The following is an 18,556-nucleotide window of genomic DNA, read 5'->3' on the forward strand; positions in this document are numbered from 1 at the left end:
ACCTCACATCCGGAACAGGCCGAACTTGGTGTCCGGGATCGGCGCGTTGAGTGTTGTCGCGAGGCTCAGCGCCAGCACATCGCGCGTCTTGGCGGGATCGATGATGCCGTCGTCCCAAAGCCGCGCCGAAGAGTAAAGGGGATGACCTTCGCGTTCATACTTGTCGAGGATCGGCTGGCGGAAGGCCGCTTCCTCTTCCGCGCTCCACGCACCGCCACGCCGCTCGATGCCTTCGCGCTTGACGATGGACAGCACCGTCGCGGCCTGTTCGCCGCCCATCACGGAGATGCGGGCATTCGGCCACATCCACAGAAAGCGCGGAGAGTAAGCGCGGCCGCACATGCCGTAATTGCCCGCGCCGAAGGAGCCGCCGATGATGACGGTGAGCTTCGGCACTTGCGCGGTAGCGACCGCTGCGACCAGCTTCGCACCGTCCTTGGCAATGCCGCCCGCCTCGTACTTCCGACCCACCATGAAACCCGTGATGTTCTGCAGGAACACCAGCGGGATCTTGCGCTGGCAGCAAAGCTCGATGAAGTGCGCCCCCTTCTGCGCGCTTTCGGAGAACAGAACACCGTTGTTAGCGAGGATCCCGACCGGCATTCCGTGGATATGGGCGAAGCCGGTGACAAGCGTCGTGCCGTAGTTCTGCTTGAACTCATCAAGCTCGGATCCATCCACGATCCGGGCGATCACCTCGCGCACATCATAGGGCTGGCGCGTGTCTTCCGGCACGATGCCGTAGATCTCATCGGCTGGGCGAAGCGGCTGACTCACTTCGCGAAGCTTCAGCGGCATCTCCCGCTTTCGATTGAGGTTTCTCACGATCCGCCGAAGCTGAGCTAAGGCATGGTCGTCGTTCAGCGCATAATGATCCGCCACGCCCGAAAGCCGTGTATGCGTATCGGCACCACCCAGATCTTCCGCCGACACCACTTCGCCGGTTGCAGCCTTCACCAAGGGAGGACCGCCGAGGAAAATGGTCGCCTGGTTCTTCACCATGATGGCTTCATCAGACATCGCCGGCACGTAGGCACCACCCGCCGTGCAGGAGCCCATCACACAGGCGAGCTGCGGAATGCCGGCTGCGCTCATGTTGGCCTGGTTGAAGAAAATCCGGCCAAAATGGTCACGATCCGGGAAAACTTCGTCCTGATTCGGGAGATTTGCCCCCCCTGAGTCCACCAAATACAGGCAAGGAAGCCCGTTTTCTTCCGCAATTTCCTGTGCTCGCAGATGCTTTTTGATGGTCATTGGGTAGTAGGTGCCGCCCTTCACCGTCGCATCGTTGACGACGATCATGCAGGGCGTACCCTCGACCATGCCGACCCCGGCGATCATCCCGGCCGAGGCAATGTCGCCGCCATACATGTCCCAGGCCGCGAACTGCCCGATTTCCAGGAAAGGCGAGCCGGCGTCGAGCAACTGCGCCAGACGCTGACGAGGCAGGAGCTTGCCGCGCGCGGTGTGGCGTTGGCGAGCTTCTTTCGGCCCGCCTTGCTCGATGATGGCGGCCTTGTCCTTCATCTCCGCTACTAACGCCCGCATGCGGGCAGCGTTTGCCTTGAAGCTTTCGGAGGAGGGGGAAATCTGCGTCTGGATCACGGGCATCGGGTCAGCCTTCTTCCATCATCTCGCGGCCAATCAGCCAGCGGCGGATTTCGCTGGTGCCGGCGCCGATCTCGTAGAGCTTGGCGTCGCGCAAAAGACGACCGGTCGGATAGTCGTTGATGTAGCCGTTGCCGCCAAGCAGCTGGATCGCATCCAGCGCGCACTGCGTCGCCTTTTCAGCGGCATAGAGAATGCACCCGGCGGAATCCTTGCGCGAAGTTTTGCCCTCATCGCAGGCACGCGCGACGGCATAAACGTAAGCGCGGCAGGCGTTGAGCGTCGTGTAGAGGTCGGCAAGCTTGCCTTGAACGAGCTGAAACGAGCCGATCGGCTGGCCGAACTGCTTGCGCTCCTGAACATAAGGCACGACGGTATCCAGGCAGGCGGCCATGATGCCCAGCGGCCCGCCGGATAGCACCACGCGCTCGTAATCGAGGCCGGACATCAGCACTTCGACGCCACGTCCTTCTTCGCCGAGCACGTTGTCGTAGGGAACTTCGACATCTTCGAAGACCAGCTCGCCGGTGTTGGAACCGCGCATGCCGAGCTTGTCGAGCTTCTGCGCGATGGAGAAACCGGCCATCGATTTCTCGATCAGAAAGGCTGTGATGCCGCGGGAATTCCGCTCCGGATCGGTCTTGGCGTAGACCACCAGCGTTTCTGCATCGGGACCATTGGTGATCCACATCTTGGTGCCGTTGAGCACGAATCGGTCGTTGCGCTTTTCTGCGCGCAAGGTCATCGAAACCACGTCCGAACCCGAGCCGCTTTCCGACATGGCGAGCGCGCCGACATTCTCGCCAGAACACAGCTTCGGTAGGTATTTGCTTTTCTGCTCGGCCGTGCCCCAGCGATTGATCTGGTTGACGCAAAGGTTGGAATGGGCACCGTAGGACAGGCCGACGGAAGCGGAAGCGCGGCTGATTTCCTCGATCGCCACGACATGGGCGACGTAGCCCAGCCCAGAGCCGCCGTAATCGGGATCGGCGGTCATGCCGAGAAGGCCGAGCTCCCCCATTTCCTTCCAAAGCGGCGCGGGAAACTCGTTCTCACGGTCGATCGCGGCTGCCTGCGGCGCGATGCGATCCTGCGCGAAGCGGCGGACCGTATCGCGAAGGGCCTCAACGTCTTCGCCAAGGCCGAAGTCCATGCTGGTCGTATACATGCTGCCTCCCAGGTTCAGTCTGTGTGATCGTGTGCGGCGCCGACAAGGCGCAAGGTCATGATGCGGTAATGGGCAATCAGCTGGTCGACGGACAAACGGTCCTGCGGACGATACCAGACGATCACGCCGGTGATCATCTGAATGATCGCCATTGTGGTGAGCGCCGTGTCCTCAATCGCGAAACAGCCGACATCGGAGCCTTTCTGCAGGATCGCGCGTAGCTCCGCTTCATAACGAGCGCGCAAGCCAAGGATCGGCGACAGCTGCTCTGGCGAAAGGCTGCGAAGCTCGAGATTGCTGACATGCGTTGTTTCGCGCCGCTCAAGATGAAAGCGGATGTGATGCTCCACGAAGGCCGCCAAGCGATCATCCGGCTGGTCCGCATGTCTGTTTGCTGCATCGTCCCAGGAAGACAGAAGCTCTTCCATGTGGCGGGACATCAGCTTGAAGAGCAGGTCCTGCTTGGTCGGGAAATAGCGGTACAGCGCTGCCGCTTGAACGCCGACCTCGCTGGCCAGCTGGCGCATGGTGACCGCTTCGAAGCCGTGGCGCGCGACGAGACCGGCGGCCGCCATGCGGATAGCCGCTTCCGTTTTTCCCCCGTCTGATCCGATCGTTCGCGCCATCATTCCTCCTGCCGCAAGGAATAAAACGATCGTTCATTTAATTCAAGCGAAATGCAGGTCGTGTCGATGTTCCCGCCGGCTACAAAGATTAGCGCACCGTTGTATTCTTGCACTTCTTTGATCGTGAGCAGCTTGTTACGGTCGAATCAATCACTTGGGGAGGGGCTTATGACGACACGCGCCGTGACAACTTTGGTGTCAGCCGGTATCGCATCCATTCTGCTCGCTTCGTCTTCGCAGGCGGGCGGCTTCAATCGCGGCATCGCGAACCTTGATCCGCTTTATTATACCACCGGCTTCGGTCTCACGAGTTCTGTGACTTACGTATCGCCGGCGCGATCGTTTTCGAGCGTGTCGGGAGCGCGCATCGTTGGCGGCCGTCCTGGGCTTTATACGCAGGGTGAAACCGACATCGTCGAGGATTTCACCGTTCCGTCCGTGACCGTCGGCGGCCGCATCATCGGCGATCTGAGCTGCGCCGGTTCCTACACGCAGCCTTACGGCGTGGAAGCAAATTACGATGGCGCGATCCGCTTCAACATCGCGCAGCAGAAGCTCGACACCGATGAATACGGTCTGACCTGCGGCTACGGCTTCGACTTGTCCAAGGGTCGCCTGCTGCTGATCGGCGGCGTGTTCTATGAAACAGTCGATTTCACGCAGGCGAGAGATTTCACGCAGGCATTCCCATTTCCGTTCGCTGGGGAAAGCCGGATCAGGGTAGAGTCCGAGGACTTTGGCTACCGTCTAGGGGTTGGCTACGAGATTCCTGAAATCGCGCTGAAGGCGCAACTCCTGTATCGGTCGGAAACGCACCATGATGCGACGGGCGACTATACCAACACGCCGTTTGCGGTTCTGACTTCTGCCCTGTCAGGCGGACGGATTTCTCTTGCAGCTGCTCAGGCAATCTACGGGAATTCCCTGACGGCTTCCGCAAGCACATCAGCAACCCTGCCGCAAAATCTTGAGTTTAGTTTGCAATCGGGCATTGCCCCGGGTTGGTTGGCGTTTGGATCTGTCAAGTGGACGGATTGGAGCGTGCTAAAGCGTCTTCAGGTGGTTGAAGGCATCGCAGGCCAGACCTTTTCCTCCACCAACTTCTACTTCGAGGACGGTTGGACGGTGACTGGCGGGGTTGGACATAAGTTCAACGACAAGCTGGGCGGTTCCCTGTCGGTTACCTGGGACAAAGGCGTATCCACTGGTTGGGATACGCTGACCGACACCTGGAGCTTCGGCGGCGGCGTTGCCTACGACTTCACGGATAAGTTCCAGCTGCGGGCCGGCGGCGCGGCGATCTACTTCACCGATGGTGACAAGGACAAGGTCTCCAGCGCGCTCGACTATACCGCGACATCCGACAACGAATGGGGCTACGCCCTTTCGCTGAGTGGTACGCTGAAGTTCTAACCTAAAACTAGGCTTTGCCGGCCGCTTCCAAGGCGGCCGGCAAAGCCTGCGCAAACAGGTCGATTTCCACATCGGGGCCGCAGCTGACGCGGATGTAGTGGTCGAGGCCGGGAGTCATCGGCTTGCGCACGAAGATGTCGCGTCGGCCGAGTTCCTGCAGAACGCGCAAGGCATAAGCGCCATCTGAGCCGCAGTCGATCGCCACGAAATTCGTGGCCGAGGGCAGGGCGGAAAGACCGTTCTCTTCGGCGATGCGGGTCAGTCGCTCGCGGCAGTGCTCCACCTTTTTCACCGTTTGGGCGAGATGCGCCTGGTCTTCGAGCGCCGCCAGCGCTGCGACTTGCGTCATACGTGACATGCCGAAGTGGTTGCGCACTTTATCGAACGCACGGATCACCTCCGCATCGCCGATGGCATAGCCGCACCGCATGCCGGCAAGGCCGTAAGCCTTGGAGAAGGTGCGCATGCGCAGCATGTTCGGCCGGATCAGGTCGATCGGCGGCAGCGTGCCGGCCGGCGCGAACTCGCCATAAGCTTCGTCGAGGATGAGCATGACATCATCCGGCACGCCCTTGATCAGGCGCACCACGTCTTCAGCTGGCCAGAAGGTGCTCATCGGATTGTCGGGGTTGGCAAAATACACCATCGCCGGCTTGATCTTCAGCACAGCCGCCAGAAGCGCTTCGGGATTTTCGTGGTTGCCTTTGTAAGGCACCGTATGCAGTTGCGCGCCAAAGCCGGCGACATGGTAGTTGAAGGTCGGATAACCGCCCAGCGAGGTGACGACGGTGCCGCCGGGCTCCACGAAGAGCCGCACGGCAAGGCCGAGGAGGCCGTCTATGCCTTCACCCACGGCAATCTGGTCGGGCTTGATGCCGAGATGCCGGGCCAGTGCTTGTGTCAGATCGTAGTTTTCAGGATCGCCGTATTTCCACATATCATCCGCGGCGGCGGCCATCGCTGCAGCCACTTTCGGCGACGCGCCAAAGCCATTCTCGTTGGCGCCAAGGCGCGCCCTGAAGGGCCGTCCGTTGTTTCGTTCCTGGGTTTCCGGGCCGACAAACGGCACGGTGGACGGCAACGAGTCGGCAAGCGCAGTGAGATGGGGCGGCATGGGAAAACCTGTCTAACAGTCGATCTGGCTTACCGAGGATTGCCGCTTGCCGCAACAAACCTGTCCGTCGATCGAAGGTTTGACCGTCTTAGAACTTGTGCTCGAAGCGCAGCACGCCCGACCAGTCTTGCGAGGCCGTGTTGTAGACGACCTCGGGCGTGACGGCCAAACCCCGCACGGGCGTGAGTTCAAGATCGCCGCTGAATTCCCAGGCATCCGTGTCGAAGTATTGCGCGGTGCCTGACAGCGCCACTTTCGGCGTGAGTTCGGCGGACACGCCGATCAAACCCGACCATTCCGTGCGCTCGTAAACCGGATCGAGGATCGTGTAATCGCCGGTTTCACCATCCGGGCTGGAATAGAAGCCGTGCAGACCGATATTGATCTGCGTATGGGGAACCTTGAAGCGGACGGTTGCGCGGGCGCCCCATGAGTCAGCGACACCGTCATAGCCGGCAACGGCGCCGAGAGTGAAGTCGTCGCGCTTGTACCGCGCGCCGGCTTCCGCATTGGTTTCCCAGTCGCTCGACGCCTCATTGTCGATCGCCGCAACGATGGCAGTAAAGCCATTGTTGTTATCGTAGGTATAGCTGATCTCGCCGCCCTGATTATAGGCGTAGCGGCCCTCGAACAGGGTTGGGCCGGCCGAGTCGAGAAAGCGGGCATAAGGTGTTTTCGTCAGGCCGACGAGAAAGCCATTCAGCTCGACGTAGCTGTAGAGCAGCCGGCTCGATGTGCCGCCGTCCGCGTACCAGTCCATTTCGGCTTCGACATAGCCGGTGAGGGTGCCGAGTTCGGTTTCGGACTTCACCGAGAACGTCGGAGCAAAGCGGGCATAGTTGAAGTAACCGTCGAAGTCGTCACCAGTGGACGCCACTTCATAACGATAGTAGCCGCCGATCTTCAGACAGGTCTCCGTGCCGGGCAGGTAGAAGAAGCCTTGACCGTAGAGGTCGCAGATCCGGACATAATCGACCGGTTCTGCTTCCGGGATGACAACGGCATCGGACGCGCTCGCGATGGAAGCACCGAAAAGACCGGCGATGGCGGTAAGCAGAACAAAACGGATTTTCACGACGTGCCCCTGAAGCAAGATGCCGTAGCGCTACTTTGCTTTCGTTCTTCCCCAAGAACGGTGAAGCAGTTCACCCTAGGTACAGCAACTACATACATCTTTGTTGCACTACGCAATGCGTCGGATGTTGAAAGCCTGTGAATGGATGATCTTGTCGCAGCCTTGTTGCGGAAAATGTGCGACATTAGTGATCTTGGATGCCTTGGCAGGGGAGGCTGGTGCGCGGCCGCGCGTCGGCAGGCGCGCAGCTATTCACTGCGCACCTGCCTGTTTTCGGATGTTGAATGATGTCAGAAGTTGCGCTGGAAGCGCAGCACGCCGGACCAATCCTCGGAAGCCGTATTGTAGATGACTTCCGGCGTAATCGCCAAACCGCTCACGGGCGTGAGTTCAAGATCGGCGCTGAACTCCCATTCGTTGGTGTCGAAATACTGCGCGGTTCCTGCCAGCGCGACCTTCGGGTTCAACTCCGCCGAAGCACCGATCAATCCCGACCATTCCGTGCGCTCATCGACGGGATCGAGGATCGTGTAAACGCCTTCATCACCGTCCGGGCTCGAATAGAAGCCGTAGAGGCCGACATTCAGCACTGTGTTCGGAACCTTGAAGCGTAGCGTCGCGCGAGCGCCCCACGAGTCTGCCACGCCGTCATAGCCGGCGATGGCACCGAGGGTGAAATCGTCCTTCTCGTATTTGGCGCCTGCTTCGCCGTTGGTTTCCCAACTAGTGTTGGCGGTATTGTCGACGGCCGCGATGATGGCGGTGAAGCCTTTGCCATTGTCGTAGGTGTAGCTGATTTCGGTCGCTTCGTTCGACCCATACCGGCCTTCGAAGAGGGTCGGCCCGGCGAAATCCAGGTAGCGCAAGTACGGTGTTTCGGTCTTACCGGCCAGGAAGCCGGCCAGTTCGACATAGGCATAAAGCAGGTTGAAAGAGTTGCCTTCACCGGAGTCCCAAGTGAACTCTGTCTCGGCATAGCTGGTCAGCGTGCCAAGCTCGGTTTCCGACTTGACCGTGAAGCTCGGAGCGAAGCGCGCGTAGCTGGTATAGCCGTCGAAGTCCTCGCCGGAACTGTTGACCTGGAAGCGGAAATAACCGCCGACCTTCAGGCAGGTTTCTGTTCCCGGAATGTAAAAGAAGCCTTCACCATAGACGTCGCAGACGCGAACATAGTCCAGCGGCTCCGGTTCGGCGATCACGACGGCATCGGCAGCAGTGGCGATGTTGGCGACGCACAATGATGCGACGGTTGCGAGCCATACGGCCTTGATAGTCATAAAGCGCCCCATGATAGACATGATAATTGCCTGGGCACCTTCTCGCCGCTCTTCCCCAAGAGCGTCGACGTCGTGAACCGTGGGTGCAAGAACCACATACCTGTTTTTTGTACTGCGCAATATGTCACGACACTTTGAACGCTGCTTGGATCGGATTGTTGAGCATTGTTGCTCGAATGTAACGACGCTGCCATCCGGCGCTGCGCACTGTTTGTCTTTAAGCAAGGTTCAGCACAGCCTTGCATCCTTGATCCAAGCCGCATCGGGAACCTGTGGGCACTTTGCGGATTAGCAGCCAGTAGTCGCGATCTTCGTGCCTGCCACCACGCACTTGACCAATCGACGGGCGCAGCTGGCGCGTGGTCGAGGAACGCAGCCCGCCCTTGAAGCTGGCAACGCCTCGGTCCGCCTCCGGATTTTCCACAGCGATGCGCCCATTTCGCAAGAGATACCGAGGATCGGATGGATCACATCACCGGCTCACAGGATTTATCGGCGGGCACGGACCTGCCGGGCATTCCAATCACGCTTACTATCAACGGCCGGGTTCGCGAGCTGAGCGTCGCGCCCTGGGTGACCCTTCTGGATTTGCTGCGCGAGCGGCTGGATCTGACCGGCACCAAGAAGGGTTGCGATCATGGCCAGTGCGGCGCCTGCACGGTGCTGGTAGACGGTAAGCGCATCAACAGCTGCCTAAAGCTCGCCGTTGCTTATGACGGCGCCGAGATCACTACGATCGAGGGGTTAGCGCAGGGCGAGGCGCTGCATCCGCTGCAGCAGGCGTTCATCGACCGCGATGCCTTTCAGTGCGGCTACTGCACGCCTGGGCAGATCTGCTCAGGCATCGGCTTGATGAATGAAGGCCGCGCAAGTACGCGCGACGAGGTCCGCGAGCTGATGAGCGGCAACATCTGCCGCTGTGGTGCCTACACCAACATCACCGATGCCGTGATGGACGTGCTGGAGAAGGAGAGCGTGAAATGAACCGCTTCTCTTATCACCGCGCAGGTGACGTTGCCGAAGCGGCCCAGATGGGCGCTGAAGCCGACACACGCTTTCTTGCAGGCGGCACCAATCTCGTTGACCTTATGAAGGCGAATGTCGAGCGCCCGACGCGGCTTGTCGACATTTCGCGTTTGCCGCACAACAAGATCGAGGAACTGCCGGAAGGTGGTTTGCGTCTAGGTGCGCTCGTCACCAACGCAGACACCGCCTACGATGCACGAGTGGAACAGCGCTATCCGCTGCTGAGCTCCGCCATTCTGGCCGGCGCCAGCCCGCAGCTGCGCAACGCTGCTACCAATGGCGGTAATCTTAACCAGCGTACCCGCTGCTATTACTTCTATGACACGGCAACTGCCTGCAACAAGCGCGAGCCGGGCTCAGGTTGCGGCGCGATCAACGGCGTCAACCGCATCCATGCGATCCTTGGCACGAGCGAAGCCTGCATCGCAACGCATCCATCGGATATGTGCGTGGCGCTGGCCGCTCTTGAAGCCGAGGTCCGTGTGGAAGGTCCGGGCGGCGCGCGCGTGATCCCGTTTGCCGACTATCACCGGCTTCCGGGTGACGAACCGTCCAAGGACAACACCTTGCAGCCCGGCGAGATCGTCACCGCCATTGACTTGCCGGCAGACAGCTTCACCGAGAACTATACCTATCTGAAGCTGCGCGACCGCCTGTCTTATGCCTTCGCACTGGTGTCTGTTGCAGTCGGGCTGACGATGGAAGGCGGCAAGATCGCCAAGGCTCGCATTGCGCTAGGCGGCGTCGCCCACAAGCCTTGGCGCGTTCCGGCCGCAGAAGCGCTGCTTGAAGGGCAGGCCCCATCGCCGGAGCTGTTCGGGCGAGTGGCTGACGCGCTGCTTCAAGGCGCGGTTGGCCAGGGCACCAATGACTTCAAGATCGACCTGGCACGCCGCGCGATCCGACGGGCGCTCCGTCAGGCGGCTGCGGGAACGCCGCAGTCGCAAACCGACAAGCACGTGGCCTGAGGAGAGCGGCTATGAACACACATGTAAATCCACCCGCCCGCATCGGCGAACCGCTGAGCCGCGTCGACGGCCGTTTGAAGGTGACCGGTCACGCTCGTTACGCTGCCGAGCATCCGGTGGCAGATCTGCTTTATGGCTGGGTTGTTTCAAGCAGCATTGCGAAAGGCCGCATCACTGCCATCCATGAAGACGCCGCTCGGGCGGTCGCTGGCGTTGTCGAGATCATCACCCACAAGAACAGGCCTGATCTCGCAAAGGCCGACAGCGCCTATCAGGAGCAGGTCGCTCCTCCAGGAAAGCCGTTCCGCGCGCTGTATGATGACGAAGTTCAGTACAGCCTTCAGCCAGTTGCGCTCGTCGTGGCTCAGGATCTGGAAACTGCCCGCTATGCGGCATCCCTGATCAAGGTCGACTACGAAGCGGCTAAACACAACACAGACTTCCGCATCGCGCAGGGCGAGCGCTTCATGCCTCGCCGCAAGCGCGCCGCCTACCAGCCTCCGAAGAACCGCGGTGACGTCGATACCGCCTTCGCAGAAGCTGCACACCAGATCGCCGGCACCTACCATCTGGCGACGCATGTCCATAATCCCATGGAGATGCATGCCACGACGGTCGTGTGGGAAGGCGATGAGCGCATCACCGTTTACGACAAGACACAAGGCTCGCAGAACACGCAGACCTATCTGGCCAATGTGTTCGGCTTCAAGAAAGAGAACATACGCGTTCTGAACCCGTTTGTTGGCGGCGCCTTCGGTTCCGGCCTGCGTCCGCAATACCAGGCTTACCTGGCCACGATGGCGGCCAAGATGCTGGAGCGGTCGGTGCGCTTGGTGATGACCCGTCCGCAGATGTTTAGCCACGTCCATCGTCCGGAGGCACTTCAGGCCGTGTCGCTGGCTACCGATTCTCAAGGCCACCTGACCGGAATGCGTACCGAGGCCACGACGGCAACCTCTCGCTTCGAAAACTACATGGAGACCGTCGTAAACTGGGGGCTCATGGCATATGCCTGCCCTAATGCCGAGGCCGACTACACCATCGCTCCGGTCGACAGCTATACGCCAGGCGACATGCGCGCGCCCGGTGCTGCAACGGGCATGACGCTTTTCGAAATCGCGATGGACGAGATGGCTTATGAGGCCAACGTCGATCCGCTCGAGTTCCGCCTTATCAACTATTCCGAAAAGGATGCGATGCACGACACGCCCTACACCTCAAAGGCCTTGAAAGAGGCCTATGCGGAGGGGGCGGCGAAGTTTGGTTGGGATAGCCGCAGCATGGCGCCGCGCTCGATGCGTGATGGAAGCGAGCTCGTAGGCTGGGGCGTCGCCACAGGCATGTGGGACGCCATGTTCCAGAAGACGTCTGCACGCGCGCGCTTGTCGGCCAACGGGGATCTGCTCCTCGAAACGGCAGCATCGGATATCGGCACGGGCACCTACACGATCCTCGCGCAGATCGCCTCGGATACGCTCGGCATTCCGGTCGAGCAGATCTCCGTGAAGATTGGCGATAGCGATTTGCCGATGTCGCCTATCGAGGGCGGTTCCTGGACTGCGGCCTCCGCCGGCGCAGCAGTCGAAGCCACCTGTCAGAGCCTCGGCAAAAAGCTGTTCGAGGCAGCGCAGAAGGTGAAGAACTCACCGCTTGCCGACGCGAAGATTGATGATGTCCGCTTTGATTATGGACGCCTTCTTTCGAAGACGGATCCCGACAAGTCCGTTTCCTACGGCGAAGCGATGGCCGCTGCGGGAGAAGTCAGCATCGAAGCCGAGGAAACCGTGTCGTCCGGCATCTCCGGTATGATCAGCCAGATGCGCAAGTCGCGCAACACGCACAGTGCCGTCTTCGCCGAAGTGAAGGTTGATGAAGAACTTGGTGTGGTTCGTGTCACCCGAGTGGTCTGCGCCGTCGCCGCCGGCCGCATCATCAATCCTAAAACAGCACGCAGCCAGATCCTGGGCGGCGTGGTGATGGGCATCGGCATGGGACTTCATGAAGAGACGTTCGTCGATCACCGTCTCGGTCGCATCATGAACCATGATCTTGCCGAGTATCACGTGCCCGCCAATGCCGACATTCACGACATCGAGGTGATCTTCGTGGACGAGCCTGATCCGGAGGTAACGCCAATGGGCGTGAAGGGCGTGGGCGAGATCGGCATTGTCGGAACAGCGGCAGCGGTAGCCAACGCCATCTTCCATGCGACCGGAAAGCGGCTTCGCGATCTGCCGATCACCATCGACAAGATCTTGGAATAGGCGAGTCAGTCACACAATGAGAACAGGGGCGCTTCGGCGCCCTTGTTTGTTTTGGCGCGTTTGCCCCTCGATTCGTCGGACAAAGCCTCTGATTCCGCCAATTTGCGAGAGCTGGGATGATCTAAAAGGCTGCGCTCAAGCGATCGGACAGCCTCATTCGTTAACCAAACCTTACCCACCCCCCTCAATTCGTGTCTTTTGTGCAACAAGGTGTTCTCATAGGGGCGACTTCAAGGTCCCTCAGCCACAATCCCAGTTGAACGGGCCGACAGGGGGAGTAAACGTCTTTCCAGAAGAAGGGGCGAACAACGCAGCTTTTTCGGCCATAGGGGATGGGGCAGGGAACGCTGTCCTTCAGCAAAATACCCAGACCCACTATCAACTTTGACTGGAGGTCAGAAAATGAACATTAAGAGCCTGCTTCTCGGCTCCGCAGCGGCCATGATCGCTGTCTCCGGCGCTCGCGCTGCTGACGCTGTCGTGATCGCAGAACCAGAGCCCGTTGAATACGTTCGCGTTTGCGACGTCTACGGCACCGGTTACTTCTACATTCCGGGCACCGAGACCTGCTTGAAGGTCGGCGGCTACGTCCGCTTCGAAGTTCGCAACATCGGTGGCGACGACGAAGACTTCAACAACGACGGCTACGACACTCGCGCCCGTTTCGCTCCGACCTTCACCGTGAAGTCGGAAACCGAGCTCGGCACCCTGACCGGCTACGGCCGTATTTTCGCTCAGTACGACTCCAACGGCGCTAACGACACCACGATCGAGCATGCTCAGATCTCGTTGGCCACTGCTACCGGCACGTTCCTGGTCGGCTACGGCGATACGCCTTACTCGCGCTTCCTCGACTACGGTGGTCCGACCATCAACGACGGTTCGTACGGCGACACCAACGCTTCCGAAATCTCCTACACCTTCACCGGTGGTAACGGCTTCTCGGCAATCATCGCTGCCGTCGACAACGACGTGAACGGCGATTGGGACACGAACTTCGAAGGCGGCGTGCGCTTCACGCAGGCTTGGGGCTGGATCGGTGGTCTCGCCGGTTATGACGGCGTTGAAGAAGAGTTCGGCGCTAAGGTTGGCGTTGGCTTCAAGATCCCGAACACGGCTATCGAGCTGACCGTTCAGGGCTTGTACTCCAGCGAAGACGACTTCGGTCACTTCTACTCGATCCGCGACAACGGCGACGCATACGGCGACTTCGATTACGCTGAATGGGCTGTTCTTGCTGGCGCTTCGGTTGCCTTCAACGAGAAGGTCGGCCTGGCTGGTACGTTCCAGTACTTCGACACTGAAGAGTTCTTCGCAGCTGTTTCGCTGCCGATCTCGCCGGTTGCTGGCCTCTCGATCACTCCGGAAGTCAACTACGTCTCCCGGAACGAAGAGTTCAACGGCATCCTGCGCTTCCAGCGCTCGTTCTAATCCACTCGCAAGAGTTGGTTACAGAAAGCCCGGCGATTTCGCCGGGCTTTTTTGTTTTTGGGGTGCGCGTCTTCGCAACGGATAGCGGCCCGCATTAAGGCTCTGAAGGTAGCGCGAGTTGTTCTGCTGGATGCGTAAAGTCGTTCACGCCCAGCTTTGATAGCGATTGTACAGCTGCCTGAGACTGATAGACTTAGGTTCGCTGTTCGCAAGCAGCGGGTTGTTTTCATCGTCAGGAACGTCTGACGCACTACAGCCTCAAGTTACCCCAGCAGTTAGATAATCGTGGGATGAACGGCTCGCCTAGGAGACGTCAGCTGTAGCGAGGTACGCAAGCCTATGACAGCGCACATCATGCTGCATCGAGGGCGGAGAAGGGTGAGCTGTCCCTTAGCAGGGAACTTGAGCCGAGCAGCGAAGGCATCTCTGCTTCTTACGTCAGGCCTTCCTCAGCACACAGCAAAACGCCCCTATGAAGGGGCGCCATGATGGTCAGATGCTGAAGGTGCTTTAGCGGCCGCGTGAGAGATCGCCGGCGATGTCCATCGAGCCGGCAAGCCGCATCTTGTAGATCTGGTAGTTTTCCATAACGCGCTGCACATAGTTGCGCGTTTCGGTGTAGGGAATGCGCTCTACCCAATCCACGACCATGTCGATGTTCTGGCCGCGCGGATCACCATAGCGCTTCGCCCACTCGGCAGCGCGAGAAGGGCCGGCATTGTAGCCCGCGAACGTCATCACATAGGAGCCGTCGAATCGATCGAGTTGAGTCGCGAGATAGGCCGCGCCAAGCGTTGCGTTGTATCCCGCATCCGTTGTGAGACGATCGGCGGAGTACGCAAGGCCGCTCTTGCGGGCCATCTCTTTGGCCGTGCCGGGAAGAAGCTGCAAAAGACCGCGGGCGCCGGCACCGGAAACAGCGCTGGCATTGAACTCACTCTCCTGCCGCGCGATCGCGTAAGCCAAAGCCTTGCCGGCAGTCGACATCTTTGCAGAAGCCGGAATCGCGCCAGTTGGATGGGCGAGGGAGCCGATGTCGAGGCCCCGCTGTCCAGCGATCTTGCCGACACGCAGAGCCAGATAATGGTTGCCGCGCTTTTCCGCTTGCACAGCCAGCAATGCCAACTCGCCTGGGCTGGTCAGCTGTTCGGCGAGATCGCGATAAAGACCATCGGCACGCCAGGCATGGCCAGCTGCTTCCAGCCGCTGAATGGCCTGAACGGCTTCGCGACCGGCAAAGTTCTGACGATCGGTCAGGGTAGGCGAGGGGTAGTCAGCTGTAATCGTGTGACGGCCAAGCTTGGCGGATGCCAGCTGTCCGTAATAGGTCGCGCCGTACCGCGCGGACTGCTGGTAATAGGTCTGCGCGCTGCCAGGCCCGCCAGCTTCCGCCGCGCGTCCCAGCCAGTAGTAAGCGCGCGACAACGAGATCGGCGTGCTGGAAATTTTTGCGATGCGCGCGAAATGGGCCGCCGCAGTCTTCGGGTCGCCTAGGCTGCGCAGAGCGTACCAGCCGGCATGGAACTCCGCATCGGCGGCACTCGATGCACTTTCGGCCGAGTGAGCAGCGGCGACACGGTAGGCGAGGTCGGGCTTGCCGAGGTCGAGCAACTCGCGCGACAAAACCCGCCGCTCGATCCACCATGCATCCGGGTCGACCAGCGCGGCACGGTCTTTAGGTGCACGCAGCATTGCAGCTGCCGCCAGCGTGTACTTTTCCGCACGGCGCAGGCTCAGTGCCTGTGCGTAATAGAAGCCGGTCTCGCGCTGTGCGGCAGGAACGGATTCCAGCAAGCGCGTCGCGCTGCCGTCTTTCTTGATCACGGCAGACCAAGCCTTGAACAAAGCCGGCGCGCCGCTCAAGCCGGCGACGCGCTCAGCGGACGAGACGCGTTCGTTATAGAGCATCTGCTCCATGCGAGCGCGATGGTCTGAAGTCGTCAGGATCTTGCCAAATTCGCGGATGATCGCCTGTTCGTCGGCGGCTTCCAGCTTTTCAGATCGCCAATAAGGTGCCAGCACGGCACGTGCACCTTTGGCGTCGCCCAGCGCAACATGGGCGCGCGTCAGCAGCAAGGTGCCGTCCTTGGTTAGCGGCGGCGTACCACCAAAGGCGTTGACCACGATCTGTGGAGCCGGCTTTTCACGAGCGAGTGCCCGTTCGCTGTTGCGGCGCAGAGCAGCCATGCCCGGCCAGTTCGGTAGCATTGCCGCGGAATTAGCGATCTCGTCACTGCCGACACCCGGATCAGCCGACAAGGCGATTGCCCAGGCGAGGATGTGCCGGTCCAGCGAATTGGAAGGCAGGCTGTCGCGAACAGTGCGGGCGCGCGGAATGTTCTTGGACGAAATCGCATCCAGCCCGCTCTTCAGCACGGTCACGCTGCCGCCGCGCTCGAGCTTGCCCGACAGATCGACGTTGGAGGTCAGCGAACCCGTCTTGATCTTTGTGTCGACAAAGGCATTGACACCCGGTCGGCTGGTAGGCTTGGGCGTCTTGAAAAGGTCGAGCGCATGCGCAGGCTGGAAAGCCGGGAGCGTGGCGAGCAGGACGCCGGTAAAGGCCAAAGGCAGGAGCGAACGAGGCTTCATGTCATTGATTTCCCAGAACCAGACGAGAAACAGGGGTGGTGAGGGTTAGCTAGAAGTAAGCACGCAGGATGAAGAGAGCGTAAACATCCCCGTCCTTTCCGGTTCTGTCTTGTCTCCAGCCGGGGTGAACGAGCTCCGTGTCAAGACTATGGTGCCGGCCGATGCAATCGTCTAGAAGTCCTCGCGCCCGCCGCTTGTTAGCGGGCTTGCCTTTGTTTGGAGCAGGAAGATGTTGAGAGGCTCGATTACGGCGCTCGTGACCCCGTTCGCACAGGATGGTCGCTTCGACGAGAAAGCCTTTCAGGATTTCGTTGCCTGGCAGATAGCCGAAGGCACGCATGGTGTCGTGCCGGTGGGCACAACGGGCGAAACGCCGACTCTCTCGCATGAAGAGCATCGCCAGGTCGTGAAGGCCTGTGTCGCAGTCGCGAAGGGCAAGGTGCCTGTCATTGCGGGGGCGGGGTCCAACAACACGCGTGAAGCCGTCGAACTGGCGCAGTTTGCGGAAAGCGTCGGGGCCGACGCCGTTCTGGTCGTGACGCCCTACTACAACAAGCCGCCGCAGCGCGGGTTATATGCCCACTTCAAGGCGGTTGCCGAAGCGACTTCACTGCCGATCTTGATCTACAACATCCCAGGACGATCGGTGATCGACATGACGCCGGAAACGATGGGGCAGTTGGCGCATGACTTCAAGAACATCGTCGGTGTGAAGGACGCGACCGGCAAGATCGAGCGCGTTTCGGAACAGCGCATCACCTGCGGCAAGGACTTCATCCAGCTTTCGGGTGAAGACGCATCCGCTCTCGGGTTCAACGCGCATGGCGGCGTTGGTGCGATCTCGGTCACGTCCAATGTCGCGCCGCGGCTCTGCTCGGAGTTCCAGGAAGCATGCCGGGCCAATGACATGGAGCGCGCCCGCGAGCTGCAGGATCGCTTGATGCCGCTGCATAAGGCGATCTTCATCGAGCCGGGCGTTTCCGGCACGAAGTATGCCTTGTCGCGTCTCGGCAAGATCGAAAACGTCGTGCGCTCCCCGCTTGTGACGATTGAAAACAGCACGGCCGAGAAGATCGATGCTGCTTTGAAGCATGCCGGCCTGATGAATTAAGGCGGCTTCGGCCCTACTTACCCGCCATGAGCCAGAAGAAGCACGACCCCAACAACAAGATCGCAGCCGAGAACCGCAAGGCGCGCTTTTCCTATGAGGTTCTCGATACGCTGGAGGCCGGGCTCGTTCTCACGGGCACCGAGATCAAATCGCTGCGCGAAGGGCATGCCACGATCGGCGAATCCTACGCGTCGGTGGAAGGCGGCGAAATCTGGCTGATCAACTCTTATCTGCCGGAATATTTGCAGGCGAACCGCTTCAATCACGAGCCGCGCCGACGGCGCAAGCTCTTGTTGAACAAGCGCGAAATGGCTCGCCTGTCGCAAAGCATCGAGCGTGAAGGCATGACGCTGGTGCCGTTGAAGATCTATTTCAACGATCGCGGCAGGGCGAAGCTGCAGCTCGCCGTTGCGCGTGGCCGCAAGCTGCATGACAAGCGCGAAGCCGCAAAGCAGCGGGATTGGGGCCGCGAAAAGGCGCGGCTCATGAAGGACCGTGGTTGATGAAACGACTTCTGCTAGGGCTGGCCTTTCTGACTGCGGCGATGCTGCCGGCCCATGCCGCCGAAACAGATGCGGAATTCGCGCAGCGCTTGCACCAGCATCTGATGACGGTGCGGGCTGACGAGCGCGTTATCGCGGTTGCACGTGACGCTTCGCCCAGCAATGTGACGGTCGAGTTTCGGCTTGATCCAGAAGGCAAGGTCGGCAAGCCGAAGATCGTGCATTCGATCCTGTCTCAGGACGCGCAGAAGGCGATCCTGGCAGCGCTCGGCGATCTGCCGCCAATCTTGCTCAACGGTTATGTCGCAGAGGCCACTTACCAACTGCCGCTGCGGCTCGAATATACCGAGCCGGTGCCGCCGGCAGCACCGGCGCAATAA

The 18,556-nt window shown here is 60.2% G+C and carries 15 protein-coding genes; 8 read left to right on the forward strand and 7 right to left on the reverse strand.

From position 1 onward, the window contains the following. Positions 1-3: 3 nt before the first annotated feature. The 3 genes from IE166_RS02110 to IE166_RS02120 are packed head-to-tail and all read right to left on the reverse strand — an operon-like array spanning position 4 to position 3,402. The gene (locus IE166_RS02110) at positions 4-1,611 is read right to left on the reverse strand and encodes a carboxyl transferase domain-containing protein (protein WP_189501381.1); all 1,608 of its coding nucleotides are present in this window, start codon (positions 1,609-1,611) and stop codon (positions 4-6) included. 4 nt (positions 1,612-1,615) lie between these two features. Beyond that, positions 1,616-2,776 (reverse strand): isovaleryl-CoA dehydrogenase, encoded by a 1,161-nt coding sequence (locus IE166_RS02115; RefSeq protein WP_189501382.1) that lies wholly within the window; start codon positions 2,774-2,776, stop codon positions 1,616-1,618. A gap of 14 nt (positions 2,777-2,790) precedes the next feature. Beyond that, a complete protein-coding gene (locus tag IE166_RS02120) occupies positions 2,791-3,402 on the reverse strand; it encodes a TetR/AcrR family transcriptional regulator (RefSeq protein WP_189501383.1) in 612 nt (203 codons plus the stop codon). Positions 3,403-3,570: 168 nt separating this feature from the next. On the opposite strand from IE166_RS02120, the gene IE166_RS02125 reads away from it, so the two are divergent. Beyond that, positions 3,571-4,815: an OmpP1/FadL family transporter gene (locus IE166_RS02125; protein WP_189501384.1), complete on the forward strand. Its 1,245-nt coding sequence runs from the start codon at positions 3,571-3,573 to the stop codon at positions 4,813-4,815. 7 nt (positions 4,816-4,822) lie between these two features. Here the strand turns inward: IE166_RS02125 and IE166_RS02130 are convergent, their stop codons facing one another. The 3 genes from IE166_RS02130 to IE166_RS02140 form a co-directional block, all read right to left on the reverse strand. Continuing rightward, on the reverse strand, positions 4,823-5,929 hold the full coding sequence (locus IE166_RS02130) for a pyridoxal phosphate-dependent aminotransferase (RefSeq protein WP_189501385.1): 1,107 nt from the start codon (positions 5,927-5,929) through the stop codon (positions 4,823-4,825). A gap of 88 nt (positions 5,930-6,017) precedes the next feature. Further along, entirely contained in the window at positions 6,018-7,004 is a 987-nt protein-coding gene (locus tag IE166_RS02135) for a porin (protein WP_189501386.1), read from the reverse strand. A gap of 290 nt (positions 7,005-7,294) precedes the next feature. Then, positions 7,295-8,281, reverse strand: coding sequence for a porin (locus IE166_RS02140; RefSeq protein WP_189501387.1), 987 nt, complete (start codon positions 8,279-8,281; stop codon positions 7,295-7,297). Between the two features lie 462 nt (positions 8,282-8,743). Between IE166_RS02140 and IE166_RS02145 the strand changes: the two genes are divergently transcribed. The 4 genes from IE166_RS02145 (at position 8,744) to IE166_RS02160 (ending at position 13,970) form a co-directional block, all read left to right on the forward strand. Then, positions 8,744-9,265, forward strand: coding sequence for a (2Fe-2S)-binding protein (locus tag IE166_RS02145; RefSeq protein ID WP_189501388.1), 522 nt, complete (start codon positions 8,744-8,746; stop codon positions 9,263-9,265). Beyond that, on the forward strand, positions 9,262-10,275 hold the full coding sequence (locus tag IE166_RS02150; RefSeq protein WP_189501389.1) for an FAD binding domain-containing protein: 1,014 nt from the start codon (positions 9,262-9,264) through the stop codon (positions 10,273-10,275). Before IE166_RS02145 ends, IE166_RS02150 begins: the two co-directional genes overlap by 4 nt. An 11-nt stretch (positions 10,276-10,286) precedes the next feature. Next, positions 10,287-12,539, forward strand: coding sequence for a xanthine dehydrogenase family protein molybdopterin-binding subunit (locus IE166_RS02155; RefSeq protein WP_189501390.1), 2,253 nt, complete (start codon positions 10,287-10,289; stop codon positions 12,537-12,539). A 402-nt stretch (positions 12,540-12,941) separates the two neighbouring features. Then, on the forward strand, positions 12,942-13,970 hold the full coding sequence (locus IE166_RS02160) for a porin (protein ID WP_189501391.1): 1,029 nt from the start codon (positions 12,942-12,944) through the stop codon (positions 13,968-13,970). 510 nt (positions 13,971-14,480) lie between these two features. On the opposite strand, the gene IE166_RS02165 is transcribed toward IE166_RS02160, so the two are convergent. Beyond that, on the reverse strand, positions 14,481-16,562 hold the full coding sequence (locus IE166_RS02165; RefSeq protein ID WP_189501392.1) for a lytic transglycosylase domain-containing protein: 2,082 nt from the start codon (positions 16,560-16,562) through the stop codon (positions 14,481-14,483). Between the two features lie 229 nt (positions 16,563-16,791). Between IE166_RS02165 and dapA the strand changes: the two genes are divergently transcribed. From dapA to IE166_RS02180, 3 genes are read left to right on the forward strand one after another with little or no spacing between them, the layout of a single operon-like run. Beyond that, positions 16,792-17,673: a 4-hydroxy-tetrahydrodipicolinate synthase gene (dapA, locus tag IE166_RS02170; protein WP_189501393.1), complete on the forward strand. Its 882-nt coding sequence runs from the start codon at positions 16,792-16,794 to the stop codon at positions 17,671-17,673. A gap of 26 nt (positions 17,674-17,699) precedes the next feature. Then, positions 17,700-18,176 carry an SsrA-binding protein SmpB gene (smpB, locus tag IE166_RS02175; protein ID WP_189501394.1) on the forward strand — a complete coding sequence of 159 codons (477 nt, stop codon included), beginning with the start codon at positions 17,700-17,702 and terminating at the stop codon, positions 18,174-18,176. Beyond that, positions 18,176-18,556 carry an energy transducer TonB gene (locus IE166_RS02180; RefSeq protein ID WP_189501395.1) on the forward strand — a complete coding sequence of 127 codons (381 nt, stop codon included), beginning with the start codon at positions 18,176-18,178 and terminating at the stop codon, positions 18,554-18,556. The genes smpB and IE166_RS02180 overlap by 1 nt, the downstream gene beginning before the upstream one ends.

The organism is Tianweitania populi (assembly GCF_014652875.1).
GTDB classification, from domain to species: Bacteria; Pseudomonadota; Alphaproteobacteria; order Rhizobiales; family Rhizobiaceae; genus Tianweitania; species Tianweitania populi.

Coding starts and splice junctions, on each gene's coding strand:
- IE166_RS02110 (WP_189501381.1), bottom strand. CDS start 1,611: ATGCCCGTGATCCAGACGCAGATTTCCCCCTCCTCCGAAAGCTTCAAG.
- IE166_RS02115 (WP_189501382.1), bottom strand. CDS start 2,776: ATGTATACGACCAGCATGGACTTCGGCCTTGGCGAAGACGTTGAGGCC.
- IE166_RS02120 (WP_189501383.1), bottom strand. CDS start 3,402: ATGGCGCGAACGATCGGATCAGACGGGGGAAAAACGGAAGCGGCTATC.
- IE166_RS02125 (WP_189501384.1), top strand. CDS start 3,571: ATGACGACACGCGCCGTGACAACTTTGGTGTCAGCCGGTATCGCATCC.
- IE166_RS02130 (WP_189501385.1), bottom strand. CDS start 5,929: ATGCCGCCCCATCTCACTGCGCTTGCCGACTCGTTGCCGTCCACCGTG.
- IE166_RS02140 (WP_189501387.1), bottom strand. CDS start 8,281: ATGACTATCAAGGCCGTATGGCTCGCAACCGTCGCATCATTGTGCGTC.
- IE166_RS02145 (WP_189501388.1), top strand. CDS start 8,744: ATGGATCACATCACCGGCTCACAGGATTTATCGGCGGGCACGGACCTG.
- IE166_RS02150 (WP_189501389.1), top strand. CDS start 9,262: ATGAACCGCTTCTCTTATCACCGCGCAGGTGACGTTGCCGAAGCGGCC.
- IE166_RS02155 (WP_189501390.1), top strand. CDS start 10,287: ATGAACACACATGTAAATCCACCCGCCCGCATCGGCGAACCGCTGAGC.
- IE166_RS02160 (WP_189501391.1), top strand. CDS start 12,942: ATGAACATTAAGAGCCTGCTTCTCGGCTCCGCAGCGGCCATGATCGCT.
- IE166_RS02165 (WP_189501392.1), bottom strand. CDS start 16,562: ATGAAGCCTCGTTCGCTCCTGCCTTTGGCCTTTACCGGCGTCCTGCTC.
- dapA (WP_189501393.1), top strand. CDS start 16,792: ATGTTGAGAGGCTCGATTACGGCGCTCGTGACCCCGTTCGCACAGGAT.
- smpB (WP_189501394.1), top strand. CDS start 17,700: ATGAGCCAGAAGAAGCACGACCCCAACAACAAGATCGCAGCCGAGAAC.
- IE166_RS02180 (WP_189501395.1), top strand. CDS start 18,176: ATGAAACGACTTCTGCTAGGGCTGGCCTTTCTGACTGCGGCGATGCTG.